Raw genomic sequence first — 18,224 nt, forward strand, 5'->3', positions numbered from 1 at the left:
CCGTTTGTATCGGACTTATTAGCTAGTACTCTTAGAATATAAAATAAAAATGTGATGAAAATGTGATGATAAAATGAAAAATAAACAAAATAAATAAAAAAGAATGAAGATTTTCTTATTTTTTTTAAAAATGCAGTCCTGCCATAAAAAAACCTTTGAAAAATCCCATTTTTTGTATATAATAGGACTGTATATGTAAAAATAGGTTTAATGGCATTTCTGTGTCCGGGAGGACATGGGAATATTACCCATAGATTTTAGGAACAGAGAGACGAAAGGGGCAAGTATTTAAAATGATGAGTACAGATATTGGTATCGATCTCGGTACTGCCAGCATATTAGTTTATATCAAAGGAAAAGGTGTTGTATTAAAGGAGCCGTCAGTTGTGGCTTTTGATCGTGATACAAATAAGATAAAAGCAATCGGAGAGGAAGCAAGACTGATGCTTGGAAGAACACCGGGCAATATCGTAGCAGTCAGACCACTTCGTCAGGGTGTTATTTCAGATTATCAGGTTACAGAGAAGATGATCAAGTACTTTATACAGAAAGCACTTGGTAAAAAAACATTCCGCAAGCCACGTATCAGTGTATGTGTGCCAAGCGGTGTTACAGAGGTTGAAAAAAAGGCTGTTGAGGATGCAACCTATCAGGCAGGAGCAAGAGAGGTTGCAATCATTGAGGAGCCGATCGCTGCTGCAATCGGAGCAGGTATTGATATTTCAAGGCCATGTGGAAATATGATCGTAGATATCGGAGGAGGAACAGCAGATATTGCAGTTATTTCCCTGGGAGGCTCGGTTGTCAGCACTTCTATCAAGATCGCCGGAGATGATTTTGATGAGGCGATCGTTCGTTATATGCGTAAAAAACACAATCTTCTGATCGGTGAGCGTACCGCAGAGGATATCAAGATCCGCATCGGAAGCTGTTTTCCACAGGCACAGGCTGAGACGATGGATGTGCGTGGACGTAATCTTGTGACAGGACTTCCGAAAACGGTAACAGTTTCCTCAGAGGAGACGGAAGAGGCACTCAGAGAACCGACGCTTCAGATCGTGGAAGCCGTACATTCCGTACTTGAAAAAACACCACCGGAACTTGCAGCAGATGTTGCAGATCGTGGTATCGTGCTGACAGGTGGGGGATCACTGCTCAGAGGTTTAGAGGAATTGATTGAGGATCGCACGGGAATCAATACGATGACTGCAGATGAACCAATGACATGCGTTGCGATCGGTACCGGAAAATTCGTAGAGTTTTTAGCCGGAAAACGTGATGATGATTAATTTTATGAAAGATTTGCCGATACAATAAATGGAAGATATGCTTTGTGCACGGAAGATGTGATAAAAAGAACAAAAGCTGTGCAGAAATGGAGAGTTTACATGGTAAAAGGATTGTATACAGCGTATACAGGAATGATCAATGAACAGAACCGTCTGGATATTCTTTCCAATAACCTTGCAAATGCAGATACCAATGGTTATAAGAAAGAAGGAGCTACCAACCAGACATTTGCAGATGAACTTGCAATCAAGATTAAGGATACTTCCTATTATGGTATGCCACAAAAACTTGGAACCATGAGCATGGGGGTACACATAGGAGAGACTTATACAGATTACAGTCAGGGAAATTTCCGGGTAACCGATAATTCTACAGATTTTGCCCTGGATGGCGATGGTTTTTTTGCGATCGCTTATACAGATAAAGCTGGAAATACATCTGTGAAGTACAGCAGAGATGGAGCTTTTGTGGTAAATACAGCAGGTTATCTTGTCACGAAAGATGGCGATTATGTGTTAAACCAGAATGGCGCAATGAATGCAGATGCAGGAGCACGTATTCAGGTAGATCCGAATTTACCGATCACCGTTGATGAAAAGGGAAATATTTTTCAGAACAACCAGCAGGTCGGAACGATCGGTGTTGTAGATATAGAAGATTATAATTATCTGGCGAAGTATGGCGAGAATATGTATGATCTGGTAAATGGTGGGGTTCGTCAGGCGTCTACTGCGAAAGTAACACAGGGATGTATCGAATCATCCAATATCAATGTTGTTTCGGAGATGGTTAATATGATCACGATATCGAGAGCTTTCCAGGCAGGACAAAAGGTGATCAATGCTGTGGATGAAACACTCGATAAAGCGGTAAATCAGGTAGGAAAGGTATAAGCAGGAGGTAAACCGGAATTATGATGAGAGCTCTTTATACTGCGGCAACCGGTATGATTGCACAGCAGTCAAATGTGGATAATATTTCAAACAACCTTTCAAATGTTAATACAGTTGGATATAAACAGGAGAAGATGGAGTTTAAATCTTTGCTCTATCAAACCATTCAGACAAGAACAACCAGTGCAAATGGAGAGGAAAAACCGATTTCTGCACAGGTTGGACTCGGTACCAGGGTGGCATCTAACACCTCCATTTATACACAGGGATCACTGATGGCAAGTGAGAATGCTACTGACTTTGCAATCAGTGGAGATGGATTTTTTGCAGTGCGCGGAGCAGATGGAAAGACTTACTATACCAGAGCCGGTGATTTTGTATGGTCTGTAAATGCAGGTAATACATTGACTCTCTGCACAAATGAGGGCTATCCTGTTTTAGATTCCAATAACCAGCCGATCAATCTTCCGGCAGGTATCAGTGCAGAAAAAGTGATCGTCAGCGAAAATGGAAAAATTGGATATACCAATGCTGCCGGTAATTATGTAGATATGAATCAGACTATCGGGTTGTTCCAGTTTAACAACCCAAGTGGACTTGAAAAGGTAGGAACGAATCTTCTTGCGGTGACACCGGCATCCGGGAATGCCATGAATGAGTCTACGACGGCAAATCTTACTAAGAGTAAGGTTTTACAGAATTATTTAGAGGGGTCGAATGTTCAGGTTGCAGATGAAATGGTAAACCTGATCATCGCACAGCGTGCATATCAGCTTAATTCCAAGGCAATCACGACATCAGATGAGATGCTTGAGCAGGCAAATAATCTGAAACGCTAAGGACAGACAGCGGATATAGGAAAGGAAAAATGATATGATTTCCATGGACAGCATTTCATCATTGATCGATACAAGTAAGAATACGGCAGCTGCAAATCAGGCAAACTCTCTGCAGAACTCCTTAAACAGTATTTCTTCGGATACTTCCGAGGATGAACTGATGCAGGTATGCAAAGATTTTGAATCATATTTTGTGGAAGAGGTTTTAAAAGAGATCAAGGAGAGCCTGATGGATGATGATGAAGAGGATTCTTCTACATCAACGATGACTGATTATTATATGGATAATGTGATCGAACAAGTTGCTGATCAGGTTGTGGATGAAGTTGGAACCAGTTTTACACAACAGCTCTATGAGCAGATGAAACGTAATTATAATATTGAATAAAGGCGCGCAGATAAAATACAGTTTTGTAAAATCGGCGCAGCGAAGTAAGGTGTGCAGATAAGTACATAAATCAGTGCAGTTTTAATGGGAAAATGAATCTCTGCTTCAGAATCCCGTTAGACTGCATTTTTTAAATTAGTTACTGGAATGGAGAAAAAAGTGGAAAGTCTTGCAGGATATGTGGAACACATTATATATCGAAATGCGGATAATGGTTATACCGTCTTAAATCTGGTAAGCGGAGAAGATGAGATCACCTGCGTAGGGGTATTTTCTGCGATTGCAGAAGGAGAAAATATTGAGGCACAGGGAGAGTATACAGAGCATCCGACCTATGGACAGCAGTTTAAGGTGGCAAGTTTTGAGGAGAAAGCACCGGAGGATGAAGAGGCAATCGAGAGGTATCTTGGTTCCGGGGCGATCAAAGGAATCGGACTTGCCATGGCTGCGAGGATCGTCAGACGTTTTAAGGAGGATACTTTCCGGATCATAGAGGAAGAGCCGGAACGTCTTGCGGAGATCAAAGGAATCAGTAGCCGGAAAGCAATGGAGATTGCCAGTCAGGTGAATGAAAAAAGGGATCTGCGTCAGGCGATGATCTTTTTGCAGCAATATGGAATCACAATGAACCTTGCGGTTAAAGTATATCAGGCATATGGACAGGATATTTACAGTATTATCCGGGAAAATCCATACCGCCTGGCAGATGATATTGATGGAGTCGGATTCAGGACAGCGGATGAGATTGCAGCAAGAGTCGGGATACGCATGGATTCGGATTTCCGTGTGCGCAGTGGAATACTCTATACACTGCTTCAGGCAAGTGGGGAGGGACATACTTATCTGCCTGAAACGGAGCTGACACCGCGTGCAGCTAAATTATTGAATGTTACGGCGGAACAGGTGGAAAAACAGTATATGGATCTGGCGATTGAGCGGAAAATCATATTAAAGCAGATGGAAGATCAGACGCAGATCTATGCTGCATCCTTTTATTACATGGAAGCAAACACAGCTACCATGTTGAAACGTCTCAATGTAAGCTATGATGTGTCTGATATGGAGATAGAACAGCGAATCCGGGGAATTGAAAAGAAAAGCGGAATGACGCTGGATGAACATCAGGTAACTGCAGTCAAAGAGGCAGTGCGCAACGGACTGCTTGTGATCACGGGAGGACCGGGAACCGGAAAGACGACAACGATCAACACGATCATCCGTTATTTTGAACTGGAGGGACTTGAAATCTATTTGGCTGCTCCGACCGGGCGCGCTGCAAAACGTATGAGCGAGACGACCGGATTTGAAGCACGGACAGTTCACCGTATGTTGGAGTTGAATGGAGGAGCTGAAGGAAGCGGAGGATTTGAAAGGGATGAGAGCAATCCGCTGGAAGCAGATGTGATCATTGTAGATGAGATGTCGATGGTGGATATTTCTCTGATGTGCTCATTGCTTAAGGCAATTTCCGTTGGGACAAGGCTGATCCTTGTCGGGGATGTCAACCAGCTTCCGAGTGTCGGACCAGGCAGTGTGCTCCGTGATATCATTCAGTCACATGCCTGCAATGTGGTCATGCTGACAAAGATTTTCCGACAGGCATCCACCAGTGATATTATTGTCAATGCGCATAAGATCAACCATGGAGAAGAAGTGGTGCTAGACAATAAGAGCATGGATTTCTTTTTCTTAAAAAGATATGATGCGGATGTGATCATAAATGTGGTTTTGCAGCTGATCAAACAGAAATTACCTAAATTCGTAGATGCCACGCCGTATGATATCCAGGTGCTGACGCCGATGCGCAAAGGCTTGCTGGGAGTAGAGCGTCTGAATGGAATTTTGCAGCGTTATATGAATCCGCCGGCAAATGATAAGGTAGAGAAAGAGTATGGCAGTACAGTGTTCCGCGAAGGGGATAAAGTTATGCAGACGAAGAATAACTATCAGCTGGCGTGGGAAATTCGTACAAAATATGGTCTGACTGTGGATAAAGGTCTCGGAATTTTCAATGGAGATATGGGGATCATAAGACAGATCAATGATTTTGCAGAGCAGATGATCATTGAATTTGACGAGGGAAGAATGGTGGAGTATCCTTATAAGCTATTGGATGAACTTGAGCTTGCCTATGCGATCACGATACATAAATCGCAGGGAAGTGAGTATCCTGCAGTTGTTATTCCTCTGCTCAGTGGTCCTATGATGCTGATGAACCGGAATCTTTTGTATACTGCGGTCACGCGTGCGAGAAAGTGTGTGACATTAGTCGGCAATGAAGTGACTTTTCAGCAGATGATTCAGAATACCTCGCAGCAGAAGCGGTATAGCGGACTCTGCGACCGCTTAAAAGAAAATTAAATAATAAAAAGCTGCCATACAATTAGCAGCCGATGAAAAGTTTTTAACACCGGTCATATTGTATGGCAGCTTTTTGATTCATTACATAAATACATGCGGAGCATGTAAGCGGTTGCTATGAAAGCAACGCTTTATCATTGGCAAATTCTTCGCCGCTGACTTTCTCAAACTGATGGAGAAGATCCTCGACAGTCAGTTTCTTTTTTTCTTCCCCGGAGATATTTAAAATCACTTTTCCCTCATGCATCATGATCAGACGATTGCCATGTACGATGGCATCCTTCATATTGTGTGTGACCATCATGGCGGTCAGATGATTTTCTGAGATAATCTTATCGGAAATCTCAAGCACTTTTGCGGCAGTTTTTGGGTCAAGTGCAGCAGTGTGTTCATCTAACAGTAAAAGTTTTGGCTTTTTGATCGAAGCCATTAAAAGTGTGATCGCCTGGCGTTGTCCACCGGAAAGCAGACCGACTTTGCTGGTGAGACGGTCTTCAAGTCCGAGATCTAAGGTTTTGAGGAGCTCCCGGTAAGTGTCACGTTCCTGATGAGTGATACCCCAGGAGAGCCCGCGTTTTTCTCCACGTCTTGCTGCAATTGCCATGTTTTCTTCAATTGACATAGTGGTTGCGGTTCCGGTCATTGGGTCCTGAAATACACGTCCGAGATATTTGGCACGTTTGTGTTCGGATAACTTAGTAACGTCATCGCCTCCGATATATATTTTACCGGAATCGATCGGCCATACACCGGCAACTGCGTTTAACGTAGTTGATTTACCGGCACCATTTCCTCCGATGACAGTGACGAAATCACCTTCCTCTAAGGTCAGGTTGACACCGTTTAGTGCAACTTTTTCATTGATGGTTCCTGGATTAAAAGTTTTATGGATATTATCAAGTTTTAACATTTCAGCCATTGACAGACACCCCTTTCCTGCCGTATTTGGACTTGAGATACGGGAATGCAAGGAAAATCGCCACGACGATGGCGGAAAACAGTTTTAAGTCATCAGACGGAAGTTTCAGCCACAATACGATATTCATTACAATATAGTAGATGATCGCTCCACCGATTACAGAAAACATGGTATACGCAAATGCTAGATGCTTTCCAGCACATAATTTTCCAAAGAGGACTTCACCGATGATGACAGCGGCAAGTCCGATTACAATGGCACCACGTCCCATGTTGACGTCTGCAGCTCCCTGATATTGTGCGTAAAGACCACCGCACAGACCGACGAGACCATTTGAGATCATCAGCGCAACGACAGTATGGAAATCGGTATTGATACCCTGTGCACGCGCCATCTGGCGGTTGCATCCGGTTGCACGGATCGCATGTCCCTGTTCTGTCCCGAAATACCAGTATAAAAGTGCTACGACTGCAACACAGAACAGAACACAGGTGATAAATAAACGGATTTTTGTGGAAGAAGAATCCGAAATATACCGCAGGGAAACAACTAACGGATACTTGTCAACACTGACAGCCTGATTGGAACTTCCCATAATATTTAAGTTAATGGAATAGAGGGAGATCTGTGTCAGAATACTGGCAAGGATTCCGGGAATTCCGAGTGCAGTGTGCAGGATTCCGGTAATAAATCCGGCTGCCATGCCTGCTAAAAATGCAAAAATAAGTGCTGCCCACGGGTGCATGCCGGAGCGGATCAGCATTACGGCAACGGCACCGCCGGTGGCAAGAGAACCGTCTACGGTAAGGTCAGCAAAATCCAAAAGTCTGTATGTAATATATACACCCAATGCCATCAGCCCCCAGACCAGCCCCTGCGCGAATGCGCCGGGCATGGAGCGGAAGAGAGCCATCGGGTCTAAAGACATAAGTATTGTCATAGGAAAACCCCTTATCAAAAATATTTTTATTCAGCAGCGATGGCTGTATAGTCATCCGGAACAGTGATGCCAAGCTGTGAACAGATATCAGCATTGTACTCTTTTGTAACATTTTCTGCATACTGTACATCCATGGTAGAGATATCAGCGCCGTTTACTAAAACATCGTATGCCATTTTACCTGCAGCATATCCGATGTCATAGTAGCTGATGGAAAGTGTGGCTACACCACAGCCGGAGCAGATACCTTCCTCACCGGCGATGATCGGAACACCTGCCGGAAGTGCGATATTGTTGATGGATTCAGTATTGCCTGCCATGGTATTGTCAGTCGGAATATAGAGAACATCACAGTCGCTGACGGCACTCTGTACGACAGAAGCAATGTCGTTGGAATCCGATACAGTGTATTCTTTATAGGAAATATTGTCCTCATCGAGGGCTTTTTCAAACTCTGCTGCCTGATAAGCGGAGTTCGGTTCTGCGGAGCAGTAAAGAATACCGACATTTTTGGCATCCGGGAATAATTCGACAAGCATGTCTTCCTGCTGGTCGATTGGGGCAAGATCTGCTGTTCCGGATACGTTTGTTCCGGTGGAACCTGTCCAGTTGTCAATATCAAGAGCAGTTGCATAGTCTGTGACAGAAGTTCCGATAACAGGGATCGTGCTGGTCGCTGATGCTGCACACTGCAGTGCAGTTGTTGCATTTGCCATGATCAGATCATAGTTGTTAGATACGAACCCGTTATTGATGGTTGCGCAGTTTGCCTGCTCGCCCTGTGCATTCTGCAGATCAAAGGTAACATTGTCAGCGCCGAGTAATTCGGTCAGAGCGTCTTCGAATCCCTGTGTTGCCTGATCGAGAGCCGGGTGCTCTAACTGCTGGCAGATACCGATCGTGTATTTTTTACCATCGGAAGAGGTGCCAGCAGCGCTTTCGGTGGCTGCTGCATCAGATGTCTGTGCTGCATCGGAAGATGATGCATTTGTTGTACTGCCTGTGTTTGTTGTGCTGTTTCCGCATGCTGCAAGTGAAGCAGCCATGGCTGCTGTCATTACGACAGATAAAATTTTCCTGTAGTTTTTCATAGAATCCTCCTTTAGGACTTTAAAGTGTTATCGCTTTTAATAAACAAATTATAAAGACCTGAATCGTTTTCGTCAACTATTATTATTCAGTATTGTGTATTCGTTTATCTGTATAGTAAGAAAAAATTAAGAAAAACTTTATGGTATATATGATGTAAAAATGATATCCTTTGCAAGGAGAGATCGGGAAAGGATCTTATGAAAACCGGAAAAAATGGAATTTCCTCATATGGAAGAAAAATAATATTTCAGATACTTGAAATCCTTTACCCCCGAAGGTGTGCAATCTGTGATGAAATCGATGCGGCAGGAAATGGAATTTGTTCGTCATGTAAAAACAAAGTACATGTGGCAGGAGAACCTTCATGCAAAAAATGCGGAAAACCACTTGTGGATGAGCGGGAAGAGTTTTGTCCGGATTGTGGGAAAAAGAAGCATGTGTATACACAGGGAAAGGCAGTGTTTGTTTATGAGGGTGGTATAAGAAATTCAATGTACCGCTTTAAATATGGAAATAAAAGAGAATATGCAGAGTTTTATGCGGATGCTGCAATAGAAAAGTATGGGACATGGCTGAAGCGGACAGAGGCAGAGGTGTTGATTCCGGTTCCTATGTTTCCACGGAAAAAACGACTGCGTGGATACAATCAGGCCGAAGTATTTGCGCAGGCACTTGGGAGAAAGACGGGGATTCCTGTTGAGAGGCATCTGATAAAAAGAGTGAGAAATACAACACCCCAGAAAGAGTTAAATGATTTACAGAGACGCAGTAATTTAAAAAATGCTTTCCAATTGACATCAGATATAGTAAAATATAAGAAAGTCGTACTTGTGGATGATATATATACAACAGGAAGTACGATGGACGAAATATCAAAAACCCTGAAAGAGTCAGGTGTGAAAAAAATATATTATATCTGTATTAGTATCGGAGAAGGGTATTGACAGATTGACAGAATGACAGAATGACAGGAGGTCATGCCAGTATGGAAGTAAAAAATTGCAAAGGTTGTGGACGTTTATTTAACTATATGGGGGGCGCACCGTTATGCGATGCCTGCAGAAAGAAACTGGAAGAAAAGTTTCAGAAAGTAAAACAGTATCTTGATGATCATCCGGATGCTTCTGTGAATCAGGTTTCCGAGGATAATGATGTGTCGGTGAAACAGATCAAGCAATGGATCAGGGAAGAGAGACTTTCACTGTCAGAAGCATCACTTGATGGGATTACCTGTGAACATTGCGGCAGACCGATTCGGACAGGACGTTTTTGTGAAAAGTGTAAAGCTGCAATGGCAGATTCATTCGCAAACTCGATCGAAAAACCAAAGCCTATAGAACCACCGAAAAAAGAGCGCGACGGAAACAGAATGCGTTTCTTATAAGAAGAGAGCAGGGCCTGACAGGTGGTCCTGCTTTATTATCATGTGATATAAAATACAGCCTGGTATGAGAAAGGAAACGCAGCATGGTCAATGAACAACGACTGCACAGTATGATAAAAATAGCAAAATTTGATGCAAACGATGGAAAAAGCTGCAAACCAATGATCCAGTATGCAAGGAAAGATTATGTGGCATTACAGCTTTTAAAAAGTTTTGTGATCGGCACGATTGCCTTTTTTATAATGTTAGGACTATGGGTACTCTATTCCATGGAAACACTGATGAAGCAGATCAATAATATGGATCTTATACAATCTGCCATTACGTTGGGAATATTATATGGAGTTTTTATGGTAATTTATCTTCTGGCTACATATATTATTTTTAATGTGAAATATACTTATGGCAGGAAAAAGGTAAAAAAATACTATGCGGGTTTAAAAAAGATCAATGCAATGTATCTGCGGGAAGAACGGTTGAAATCAAACGGAAACAAAGACTGGGAATGACAACAGAAAGTAATGTGGAAAATGAGAGTTTTCGCATGCAGGAATGGAGATTAGTATGACAACCTTATTGGAATTAAAAGAAAAGTTAACGCGTTTTTATGGAAAATATGATATATACATTACACCGGTTATAAAATTTGCTGTTGCACTCACAGCATTTTTAATGATAAATCATAATATCGGCTACATGGAAAAAATCAGCAGTACACCAATCGCGCTGATCCTGGCACTTATCTGTTCGATCCTTCCGGTCGGAGGAATTGTCTTTATTGGTTCTGTATTGATTCTTGCGGATATGTATGCACTTTCTCTGGAAGTATGTATTGTAGCACTTATCTTGTTTATTCTGATCTACATTCTGTACTTTCGTTTCTCTCCAAAAAACGAATATGGAGTGTTTTTGACACCGATCTGTTTCGGATTAAATATTCCGTTTGTGATGCCGGTTGGTATGGGACTTTTACGGGAATTATATTCCATGTTTTCAATGGTCTGTGGAATCATTCTCTACTTCTTCTTAAATGGTGTAAAGCAGAATGCGACAACACTTGGTGGAGTGGATGAGAAGGAAGCAGCAACGTCAAAGATCGTTGTTGCATTAAATCAGCTTCTGGGCAATAGGGAAATGTATCTTGTACTTGCAATTATGGTAGTTACTCTTGTCATCGTTTACATTATACGTAGAATGTCCATTGAACATGCATGGGCGGTCGCAATTATTTTTGGTATTCTGTTCGAGGCAGTTGGCATGATTGCAGGGGATATGGTACTTGGAATCAGCGGGAAAACGGTTACAATCCTGGTGGGAAGTATTATTTCCTGTGTGATTGCGTTTGGGATCCAGTTCTTATTTTTTAATCTGGATTATTCAAGAACAGAGAGACTTCAGTTTGAAGATGATGAATATTATTATTATGTAAAAGCTGTGCCAAAAGCGATTGTTGCAGGTACGGATAAAAAAGTGACCAGATTCGGCGGAAAAGAAGAGCAGGACCGTATGACAAAAAAGCGTTTCGCAGAAGAAATGGAGATTGACGAAGATCTGCTGGATTAGTTGTTTTAAATACAGATAGCGGAAAGGAAAGTGAAGCAGGTGCAGAATGCGATGGCGACCATGGGCGCATTTTGGGAAAAAGCGTCTATTTATTTAAATTTACCAAAGATTACAATGACAGATATTGTGGAAATTCTTATCATAACATTTCTGTTTTATTATATGCTTGTGTGGATCAAAAATACAAGAGCATGGGTACTGTTAAAAGGTATTATGGTTATACTGCTGTTTGTTCTGGTTGCGGCTGTATTTCAGATGAATACGATCATCTGGATCGCAAAGAACACATTAAGCGTCGCTATTACTGCCATAGTTATTATTTTTCAGCCGGAGATCAGAAAGGCACTGGAAAATCTTGGACAGAAGAACTTCCTTACTTCTTTTTTCGCGTTTGATTTTTCAAAAGGGGAAATTGCAAAATTTACAGATAAAACGATCAATGAACTGGTAAAGGCATGCTATGAGATGGGAAAGGTCAAAACAGGTGCACTGATCGTTATTGAAGATGAAATTGTCCTGTCAGAGTATGAAAGAACAGGAATTTCGGTGGATGGAATACTGACAAGTCAGCTTCTCATCAATATTTTTGAAAAAAATACGCCGCTTCATGACGGTGCAGTGATCGTGCGGGGAGACAGAGTGGTTTCTGCAACCTGTTATCTGCCGCTTACGGATTCCTTAAGTATCAGCAAGGATCTTGGAACAAGGCATCGTGCAGCAGTCGGAATCAGTGAAGTAAGTGATTCACTTACGATCGTTGTTTCAGAGGAAACAGGAAAAGTTTCCATTGCCATGGGTGGTGAATTGTACCGCAATGTGGATGCAGAGTTCTTAAAAAATAAACTTGCATACATACAGCGGCGTGAAAAGAAAGTAAGCAAAATTGAATCATGGAGAAGGAGGCTTAAGGATGTTAAAGAATCTCGCAAAAAAACTGACGAATAATCTTGGCCTCAAAGTACTGGCTTTATTATTTGCGATCGCTTTGTGGATTGTGGTGGTCAATATTGATGATCCGGTCAAACCCGCACAGTATACGATCAGTGTGACGCAGGATAATATGGATTATCTTACTTCAAATGGAAAGTATTCCGAGACACTTGGTGGAAAAAATACAGTTACGTTTACGGCATCTGCAAAACGAAGTATTCTGGAAAAGCTATCCAACACGGATTTTACCGCTGTTGCAGATATGGAAAAGATTGAATATGTGGAAGGGGACGGCATTTGCCGTGTTCCGATTACAATTACGTGCAGTAAATATAACAGTAATACGGTTACCATTTCATCCAAACAGCAGTATCTGGATGTAACAGTGGAAGACCTTGGAAATGTACAGAAAAAGATTACTGCAAACACGGAGGGTACGGTCATGAACGGCTGTGCACTCGGAGATGTTTCAATCGTAACATCGAATCTTTTGAAAATATCAGGACCGTCTTCTGTTACAAGCCAGATCAGTACGGTGGTTGCAACGATCAATGTTGATGGAATGTCATCGGATGTGACGGATACGGTGGTACCGGTTTTATATGATGCGGATGGCAATGAGATTGATGCCTCAAAGTTAAAAATGAATATCAATACCGTTACGATCACGGCACAGATATTAAATACAAAAGATGTAGATCTTTCGTTCCAGACAAAAGGAAATGTGGCATCCGGGTATACGTTAAAAGGAATTACCTACAGTCCGAAAAAAGTCCGGATCAAAGGAGAGACAGATGTACTTAACAAGGTGACTAAGATCACGATACCGGATGAGGTATTAGATATGAGCGGTGCGACGGAAGACGTTGAGACAACTGTGGATATTACATCTTATCTTCCGGATGGAACTTCACTTGTACTTGCAGCAGATGCAAAAGTGGAAGTGAAGGTAAAAGTAGAACCGATCACAACAAAGACGTTTGAGGTGGATGCATCAGCATTTACTCTTGAAAACATTCCGGATGAGGCAAAGGCAAAGATTACAGAAGAAACGATCGAGGTTGAGATCACCGGAGCTGAAAGTGATATTAAAAAGTTGTCAGCAGATGATATTACAGGTACTGTCAATCTGCAGGGATATGGAAATGGTGAACATAAGGTTGCTGCAGATATAGATGTTGATAATGAACTTTATCAGGTGAAAACCGTACGGATACCGGTTGATATTACTGCCGAAAATACGGAAAATGAAACAAAAGCAACAGAAAGCAGCAAAAAGAATGCTTCTAAAACAGAATAAAAGAAAATGATAACTGGAGGAAATACAATGGCAAGAATGTTTGGTACAGATGGTGTGCGTGGAGTAGCAGGATCAGAACTTACGATCGAGCTTGCAACAAAACTTGGACAGGCGGGAGCTTATGTGCTTACGAAAGAGCAGGAACATCAGGCAACTATTATTGTTGGCTGTGATACGAGAATTTCAGGAGGAATGCTTGCGAGTGCACTGATGGCAGGAATCTGTTCCGTTGGAGCGAATGCTATTTTTGTTGGGGTAATGCCGACACCTGCAATTGCATATCTGACAAGAAAACATAAAGTGGATGCAGGAGTTGTTATCTCTGCGTCTCATAACCCGATGGAATTTAATGGAATCAAGTTTTTTAACGGTGAGGGATATAAACTTTCTGATGAGCTTGAAGATGAGATTGAAGCACTGATCCGCAATAATATGAAAGATGTTAATCTGCCGATCGGTTCCGGAGTGGGTAAGATTGATTACCGTTTTGACTTGCGGGATGAATATGTAGAGTTCATGAAAAAATGTGTTCCTGTTGATCTGACAGGCATGAAGATCGTGGTTGACTGCGCAGAGGGAGCTGCCCATTATACATCCGTGAAAGCATTGAAAGATCTTGGAGCTGATCTGGTGGCGATCCATACAGAACCGGATGGAACCAATATTAATGCAAACTGTGGTTCGACGCATATGGACGAATTAAAAGCCAGAGTAGTTTATGAAAATGCCGCCGTTGGTATTGCATTCGATGGGGATGCAGACCGTATGCTTGCCGTGGACGAAAAGGGCGAACTGGTCGATGGAGATCAGATCATGGCGATCTGCGGTAATTATATGAAACAGAAAGGCACCTTAAAAAAGAATACGATCGTTGTCACTGTAATGACAAATCTTGGTTTTTCATTGATGGGAGAGCGTGAAGGCATTCATGTGGAAAAGACAAAGGTTGGTGACAGATACGTCCTTGAAAATATGAGAGAACATGGATATAATATCGGAGGCGAACAGTCAGGACACGTTATCTTCCTCGATGATAATACAACGGGAGACGGACTGCTTTCCGCACTTCATCTGCTTGAAGTTATGGTAAAAACGAAAAAGCCATTATCAGAACTTGCATCTGTCATGGAAGTATTGCCGCAGGCACTTGTAAATGCAAAGGTGCCAAACCATAAAAAAGATAATTTCATGGATTATCAGGAGATCGCGGATGCCGTTGCAAAATTAGAGCAGAAATTTAATGGAGAAGGAAGAGTGCTGATCCGTCCATCCGGTACAGAACCGCTTGTCCGTGTAATGATCGAGGGAAAAGATCAGCACGTGATCGATGAGGAAGCAAAAAAATTAGCAGACCTGATCACAAAGATCATGCTTTAAGATCTGTATGAAATCAAAGTGGCTGCAGAAAAAATGCAGTGGTAAAATAAACAGTCTGGAGGGATTTACTATGGTAAGTCAGAAAGTAACGATCAAGAATCCAACGGGGCTTCATTTGAGACCAGCTGGAATTTTATGCAAGGAGGCTATGCAGTTTAAATCTCATGTGACATTTCGGTACAGAGAGAATACAGCAAATGCAAAGAGTGTATTGAGCGTGCTTGGTGCATGTATCAAATCCGGGGATGAGATAGAACTTGTCTGCGAAGGTGAAGACGAAAAGGAAGCGCTTACTACAATTGTGACAGCAATTGAAAATGGGCTGGGTGAGTAGTCTGAATATATTATTTTCATAAAAAAGTACAGCAATGGAGAAAAAATGAAGAAGATATTAGTGACAGGATGTAACGGACAGTTAGGACGTGCAATCCGACAGGAGTATAAAGATGAAGATGTTTCCTTTATCAATACAGATGTTGCTGAAGGTGAAGGTATCGTAGCACTTGACATTACAGATGTGAATGCAGTCCTTCGGCTGGTTCGTACAGAAAAACCAGATGTTATTATAAACTGTGCAGCACATACCAATGTGGATGCCTGTGAACAGCAGTGGGATGCTGCATACCGGATCAATGCGATCGGACCGAGAAATTTAAGTATTGCAGCAAGAGAAGCCGGAGCAAAAATGATTCACGTTTCCACAGATTATGTATTTGAAGGAAATGGAACAAGACCGTATACGGAGTTTGATGAGATCCATCCGGTCAGTGCTTATGGAAAGACAAAAGCAGAGGGAGAAAAATTTGTCCGTGAATTTGCAGACAGATATTTCATTTTCCGTACAGCGTGGCTCTATGGAGATGGGAAAAATTTTGTCAAGACAATGCTTCGTCTTGCGGAGTCACACGATGAAGTCAGCGTAGTATGTGATCAGCAGGGTTCTCCGACAAGTGCGGTGGAACTTGCAAGAGCAATACATCATTTTGAACCGACAGAAAATTACGGTACATTTCATGCAACCTGCGAGGGCGATACGAACTGGGCGGCTTTTGCGGAAGCAATCTTTAAACGTGCAGGGAAAACAACAAAAGTTAACCATGTCACAAGTGAACAGTATGCTAAAATGAATCCGGCTTCTGCGAACAGACCTGCATACTCGATCCTTGAGAACTATATGATGGAACTGACAGATGGCTACAAAATGGCTGACTGGCAGGCTGCACTTGATGAATATATGAAAACACTGGAATAATACAATGACAGAATATATCAAAAAACATTACCGGCTGATTTTGCTGTCTGTAATTGCAGCACTGGTCTGCTTTGGATATCAGGCGTTTAATGCGAATATCAGGATCGATACGGAGGAACTGATCAATCATCCCGGATCTACATTAGGATGGCTTACCATTGGAAGGTTCGGGTTGGTTCTTTTAAAACGGATTCTTGGTCTTGGGGTACACAAAGCGGTAAAGAGCGGTATTCTGATGCTTTTGTTTTTTATCCTTGGTGGTAACGTGCTGACATATGGCTGTTATTATTTTTCCGGGAAAAAGGATGAAAAACCTTATTGGATATTTACCCTGCTTTATATGACATCAAATATATGGAGTTTTCAGTTTTATTTTTCCATGCAGCAGGCGGAGATCGCACTGGCAATGCTCCTGGTGGCAGTTACGGGATTCTGGATGTGTGATATCTGTTTTCTAGAGGAATATAAAGAAAACAGAAGTGCAAAAAATCTGTGTAAAACAGTGCTGTCTGTGGCATTTCTTGTAATAGCGCTTGGAACTTATCAGGCACTGGCAGCTTATTATATCACAGTCTGCACCATGTTTTTCTTATTGATCTTCTGGCAGGTCAATGGAAAAAGAAAAAAATGGGGGCTGCGCATCGTTTTTCTGGCAGTTCACTTTGGAGTTGCTTATCTGATATACAAAATGATCGCAGATACCTGGTTCATGGCGGCTGGTGACTATATGGAAGGACAGAGCAACTGGGGAATGCTGTCGGTCGCTGAGTGTATAAAGAATGTTCTTCGTGTTGTAAAAAACCAGCTTCTTACAGTCGGGCCAAGAAATTTTTCGTTTTACGTGATCGGTATATTGCTTGCATTCTTTGCAATATGGGCTGTATGGAACAAAAAGGCAGAAATAGGCCGCACCGGTTTTGGAATATTTACAGCAGGAATGCTTTTTATGCTTATTACGCCATTTTTAATGACAATATATGCTGGTGCAATGCTGGTAACAAGAACGCAGTTAGCACTTCCGGTTGCGGCGGCATTTCTGGCAATGTTTGGTGTGATGACCCTGAAAGAGCGGCAGGCTTCTGTGGCACAATCAGAAAAAGCAGAACAGGACAGAAAAGTGTGTCATAAGTTGCAAATGATAAGCAATGCTGTAGTACTGCTTGTCATTGTGACTGCAGGCGGGCAGATCTGCTATAATTTCAGAATGCATAATGCAGATCAGGTGAGATATGAACAGGATGCACTGCTTGCAGATCAGATTGCAGATGCCTTAAAAAGGGAGAGCTCCAAAGTGGATGCAGATCCTGTGGATAAAAAGGTGATATTTATCGGATACCGTGAGCCGCAGTTAAATGGCTGGAACCGTCGCACCGAAATGTATGGCTGGTCATTTTTTGAATGGGATTATACCAAAGAGCATCCGGCAGGTGCAACACACCGGATCACCGGATTTTTAGAGGCACATAACGGAGTACATCTGGATGATGGCTATTCCTGGGATATGGAAAATAAAGCTGCGGCATTATCGGAAGATATGCCGGTATTTCCGGCGGATGGGGCAATTCGCATGGAGGACGATATGGTGATCGTAAAATTGTCCGAAATTACGGAACGCCCGGCAGTGGACTGGTGGTAGAGACAGTCTGCCTGCAGGATAGATACCTGCTGGTGGTAGTTACTTGTACAGATAATAAAA

18 protein-coding genes are annotated in these 18,224 nt (G+C 42.3%); 15 read left to right on the top strand and 3 right to left on the bottom strand.

The window, feature by feature from the left end; translation table 11 throughout:
- Positions 1 to 293 precede the first annotated feature (293 nt).
- The 5 genes from DXA60_RS05960 to recD2 all read left to right on the top strand — a co-directional run bounded on the left by DXA60_RS05960 (position 294) and on the right by recD2 (position 5,771).
- The gene (locus tag DXA60_RS05960) at positions 294 to 1,289 is read left to right on the top strand and encodes a rod shape-determining protein (protein WP_117920356.1); all 996 of its coding nucleotides are present in this window, start codon (positions 294 to 296) and stop codon (positions 1,287 to 1,289) included.
- Between the two features lie 99 nt (positions 1,290 to 1,388).
- A complete protein-coding gene (locus DXA60_RS05965) occupies positions 1,389 to 2,183 on the top strand; it encodes a flagellar hook-basal body protein (RefSeq protein ID WP_117920504.1) in 795 nt (264 codons plus the stop codon).
- Positions 2,184 to 2,203: 20 nt separating this feature from the next.
- Entirely contained in the window at positions 2,204 to 3,022 is an 819-nt protein-coding gene (locus tag DXA60_RS05970) for a flagellar hook-basal body protein (RefSeq protein ID WP_117920358.1), read from the top strand.
- Positions 3,023 to 3,056: 34 nt separating this feature from the next.
- Positions 3,057 to 3,410 carry a hypothetical protein gene (locus DXA60_RS05975; RefSeq protein WP_117920360.1) on the top strand — a complete coding sequence of 118 codons (354 nt, stop codon included), beginning with the start codon at positions 3,057 to 3,059 and terminating at the stop codon, positions 3,408 to 3,410.
- 147 nt (positions 3,411 to 3,557) lie between these two features.
- The gene (gene recD2, locus DXA60_RS05980; protein WP_117920362.1) at positions 3,558 to 5,771 is read left to right on the top strand and encodes an SF1B family DNA helicase RecD2; all 2,214 of its coding nucleotides are present in this window, start codon (positions 3,558 to 3,560) and stop codon (positions 5,769 to 5,771) included.
- Between the two features lie 115 nt (positions 5,772 to 5,886).
- Here the strand turns inward: recD2 and DXA60_RS05985 are convergent, their stop codons facing one another.
- From DXA60_RS05985 to DXA60_RS05995, 3 genes are read right to left on the bottom strand one after another with little or no spacing between them, the layout of a single operon-like run.
- Positions 5,887 to 6,681 (bottom strand): ABC transporter ATP-binding protein, encoded by a 795-nt coding sequence (locus tag DXA60_RS05985; protein ID WP_186899915.1) that lies wholly within the window; start codon positions 6,679 to 6,681, stop codon positions 5,887 to 5,889.
- Position 6,682: 1 nt separating this feature from the next.
- Entirely contained in the window at positions 6,683 to 7,630 is a 948-nt protein-coding gene (locus tag DXA60_RS05990) for an ABC transporter permease (RefSeq protein WP_117920366.1), read from the bottom strand.
- Positions 7,631 to 7,656: 26 nt separating this feature from the next.
- A complete protein-coding gene (locus DXA60_RS05995; protein ID WP_117920368.1) occupies positions 7,657 to 8,721 on the bottom strand; it encodes an ABC transporter substrate-binding protein in 1,065 nt (354 codons plus the stop codon).
- 198 nt (positions 8,722 to 8,919) lie between these two features.
- On the opposite strand from DXA60_RS05995, the gene DXA60_RS06000 reads away from it, so the two are divergent.
- The 10 genes from DXA60_RS06000 (at position 8,920) to DXA60_RS06045 (ending at position 18,164) form a co-directional block, all read left to right on the top strand.
- Complete coding sequence (locus tag DXA60_RS06000; protein WP_117920370.1) at positions 8,920 to 9,666, top strand: ComF family protein; 747 nt, start codon at positions 8,920 to 8,922, stop codon at positions 9,664 to 9,666.
- Positions 9,667 to 9,707: 41 nt separating this feature from the next.
- Positions 9,708 to 10,106, top strand: coding sequence for a flagellar protein (locus DXA60_RS06005; protein WP_186899896.1), 399 nt, complete (start codon positions 9,708 to 9,710; stop codon positions 10,104 to 10,106).
- Between the two features lie 83 nt (positions 10,107 to 10,189).
- Positions 10,190 to 10,615 (top strand): hypothetical protein, encoded by a 426-nt coding sequence (locus DXA60_RS06010; RefSeq protein ID WP_117920374.1) that lies wholly within the window; start codon positions 10,190 to 10,192, stop codon positions 10,613 to 10,615.
- Between the two features lie 55 nt (positions 10,616 to 10,670).
- The gene (locus DXA60_RS06015) at positions 10,671 to 11,669 is read left to right on the top strand and encodes a hypothetical protein (protein WP_117920376.1); all 999 of its coding nucleotides are present in this window, start codon (positions 10,671 to 10,673) and stop codon (positions 11,667 to 11,669) included.
- 39 nt (positions 11,670 to 11,708) lie between these two features.
- Complete coding sequence (gene cdaA / locus DXA60_RS06020) at positions 11,709 to 12,614, top strand: diadenylate cyclase CdaA (RefSeq protein ID WP_442969710.1); 906 nt, start codon at positions 11,709 to 11,711, stop codon at positions 12,612 to 12,614.
- Complete coding sequence (locus DXA60_RS06025) at positions 12,580 to 13,899, top strand: CdaR family protein (RefSeq protein WP_117920380.1); 1,320 nt, start codon at positions 12,580 to 12,582, stop codon at positions 13,897 to 13,899. The genes cdaA and DXA60_RS06025 overlap by 35 nt, the downstream gene beginning before the upstream one ends.
- Positions 13,900 to 13,926: 27 nt before the next feature.
- On the top strand, positions 13,927 to 15,276 hold the full coding sequence (gene glmM / locus DXA60_RS06030; RefSeq protein ID WP_117920382.1) for a phosphoglucosamine mutase: 1,350 nt from the start codon (positions 13,927 to 13,929) through the stop codon (positions 15,274 to 15,276).
- Between the two features lie 70 nt (positions 15,277 to 15,346).
- Positions 15,347 to 15,610 (top strand): HPr family phosphocarrier protein, encoded by a 264-nt coding sequence (locus tag DXA60_RS06035; protein WP_117920384.1) that lies wholly within the window; start codon positions 15,347 to 15,349, stop codon positions 15,608 to 15,610.
- 45 nt (positions 15,611 to 15,655) lie between these two features.
- Complete coding sequence (gene rfbD / locus DXA60_RS06040; RefSeq protein WP_117920386.1) at positions 15,656 to 16,528, top strand: dTDP-4-dehydrorhamnose reductase; 873 nt, start codon at positions 15,656 to 15,658, stop codon at positions 16,526 to 16,528.
- A gap of 4 nt (positions 16,529 to 16,532) precedes the next feature.
- Complete coding sequence (locus DXA60_RS06045; protein WP_117920388.1) at positions 16,533 to 18,164, top strand: glucosyltransferase domain-containing protein; 1,632 nt, start codon at positions 16,533 to 16,535, stop codon at positions 18,162 to 18,164.
- The last annotated feature ends 60 nt before the right edge of the window (positions 18,165 to 18,224 follow it).

The organism is Roseburia sp. OF03-24, from assembly GCF_003463035.1.
Lineage (GTDB): Bacteria > Bacillota > Clostridia > Lachnospirales > Lachnospiraceae > Roseburia > Roseburia rectibacter.

Excerpts from the sequence above, each read along its gene's own strand:
- DXA60_RS05960 (WP_117920356.1), top strand. The coding sequence starts at position 294 with ATGATGAGTACAGATATTGGTATCGATCTCGGTACTGCCAGCATATTA.
- DXA60_RS05965 (WP_117920504.1), top strand. The coding sequence starts at position 1,389 with ATGGTAAAAGGATTGTATACAGCGTATACAGGAATGATCAATGAACAG.
- DXA60_RS05970 (WP_117920358.1), top strand. The coding sequence starts at position 2,204 with ATGATGAGAGCTCTTTATACTGCGGCAACCGGTATGATTGCACAGCAG.
- DXA60_RS05975 (WP_117920360.1), top strand. The coding sequence starts at position 3,057 with ATGATTTCCATGGACAGCATTTCATCATTGATCGATACAAGTAAGAAT.
- recD2 (WP_117920362.1), top strand. The coding sequence starts at position 3,558 with ATGGAGAAAAAAGTGGAAAGTCTTGCAGGATATGTGGAACACATTATA.
- DXA60_RS05985 (WP_186899915.1), bottom strand. The coding sequence starts at position 6,681 with ATGTTAAAACTTGATAATATCCATAAAACTTTTAATCCAGGAACCATC.
- DXA60_RS05990 (WP_117920366.1), bottom strand. The coding sequence starts at position 7,630 with ATGACAATACTTATGTCTTTAGACCCGATGGCTCTCTTCCGCTCCATG.
- DXA60_RS05995 (WP_117920368.1), bottom strand. The coding sequence starts at position 8,721 with ATGAAAAACTACAGGAAAATTTTATCTGTCGTAATGACAGCAGCCATG.
- DXA60_RS06000 (WP_117920370.1), top strand. The coding sequence starts at position 8,920 with ATGAAAACCGGAAAAAATGGAATTTCCTCATATGGAAGAAAAATAATA.
- DXA60_RS06005 (WP_186899896.1), top strand. The coding sequence starts at position 9,708 with ATGGAAGTAAAAAATTGCAAAGGTTGTGGACGTTTATTTAACTATATG.
- DXA60_RS06010 (WP_117920374.1), top strand. The coding sequence starts at position 10,190 with ATGGTCAATGAACAACGACTGCACAGTATGATAAAAATAGCAAAATTT.
- DXA60_RS06015 (WP_117920376.1), top strand. The coding sequence starts at position 10,671 with ATGACAACCTTATTGGAATTAAAAGAAAAGTTAACGCGTTTTTATGGA.
- DXA60_RS06025 (WP_117920380.1), top strand. The coding sequence starts at position 12,580 with ATGTTAAAGAATCTCGCAAAAAAACTGACGAATAATCTTGGCCTCAAA.
- glmM (WP_117920382.1), top strand. The coding sequence starts at position 13,927 with ATGGCAAGAATGTTTGGTACAGATGGTGTGCGTGGAGTAGCAGGATCA.
- DXA60_RS06035 (WP_117920384.1), top strand. The coding sequence starts at position 15,347 with ATGGTAAGTCAGAAAGTAACGATCAAGAATCCAACGGGGCTTCATTTG.
- rfbD (WP_117920386.1), top strand. The coding sequence starts at position 15,656 with ATGAAGAAGATATTAGTGACAGGATGTAACGGACAGTTAGGACGTGCA.
- DXA60_RS06045 (WP_117920388.1), top strand. The coding sequence starts at position 16,533 with ATGACAGAATATATCAAAAAACATTACCGGCTGATTTTGCTGTCTGTA.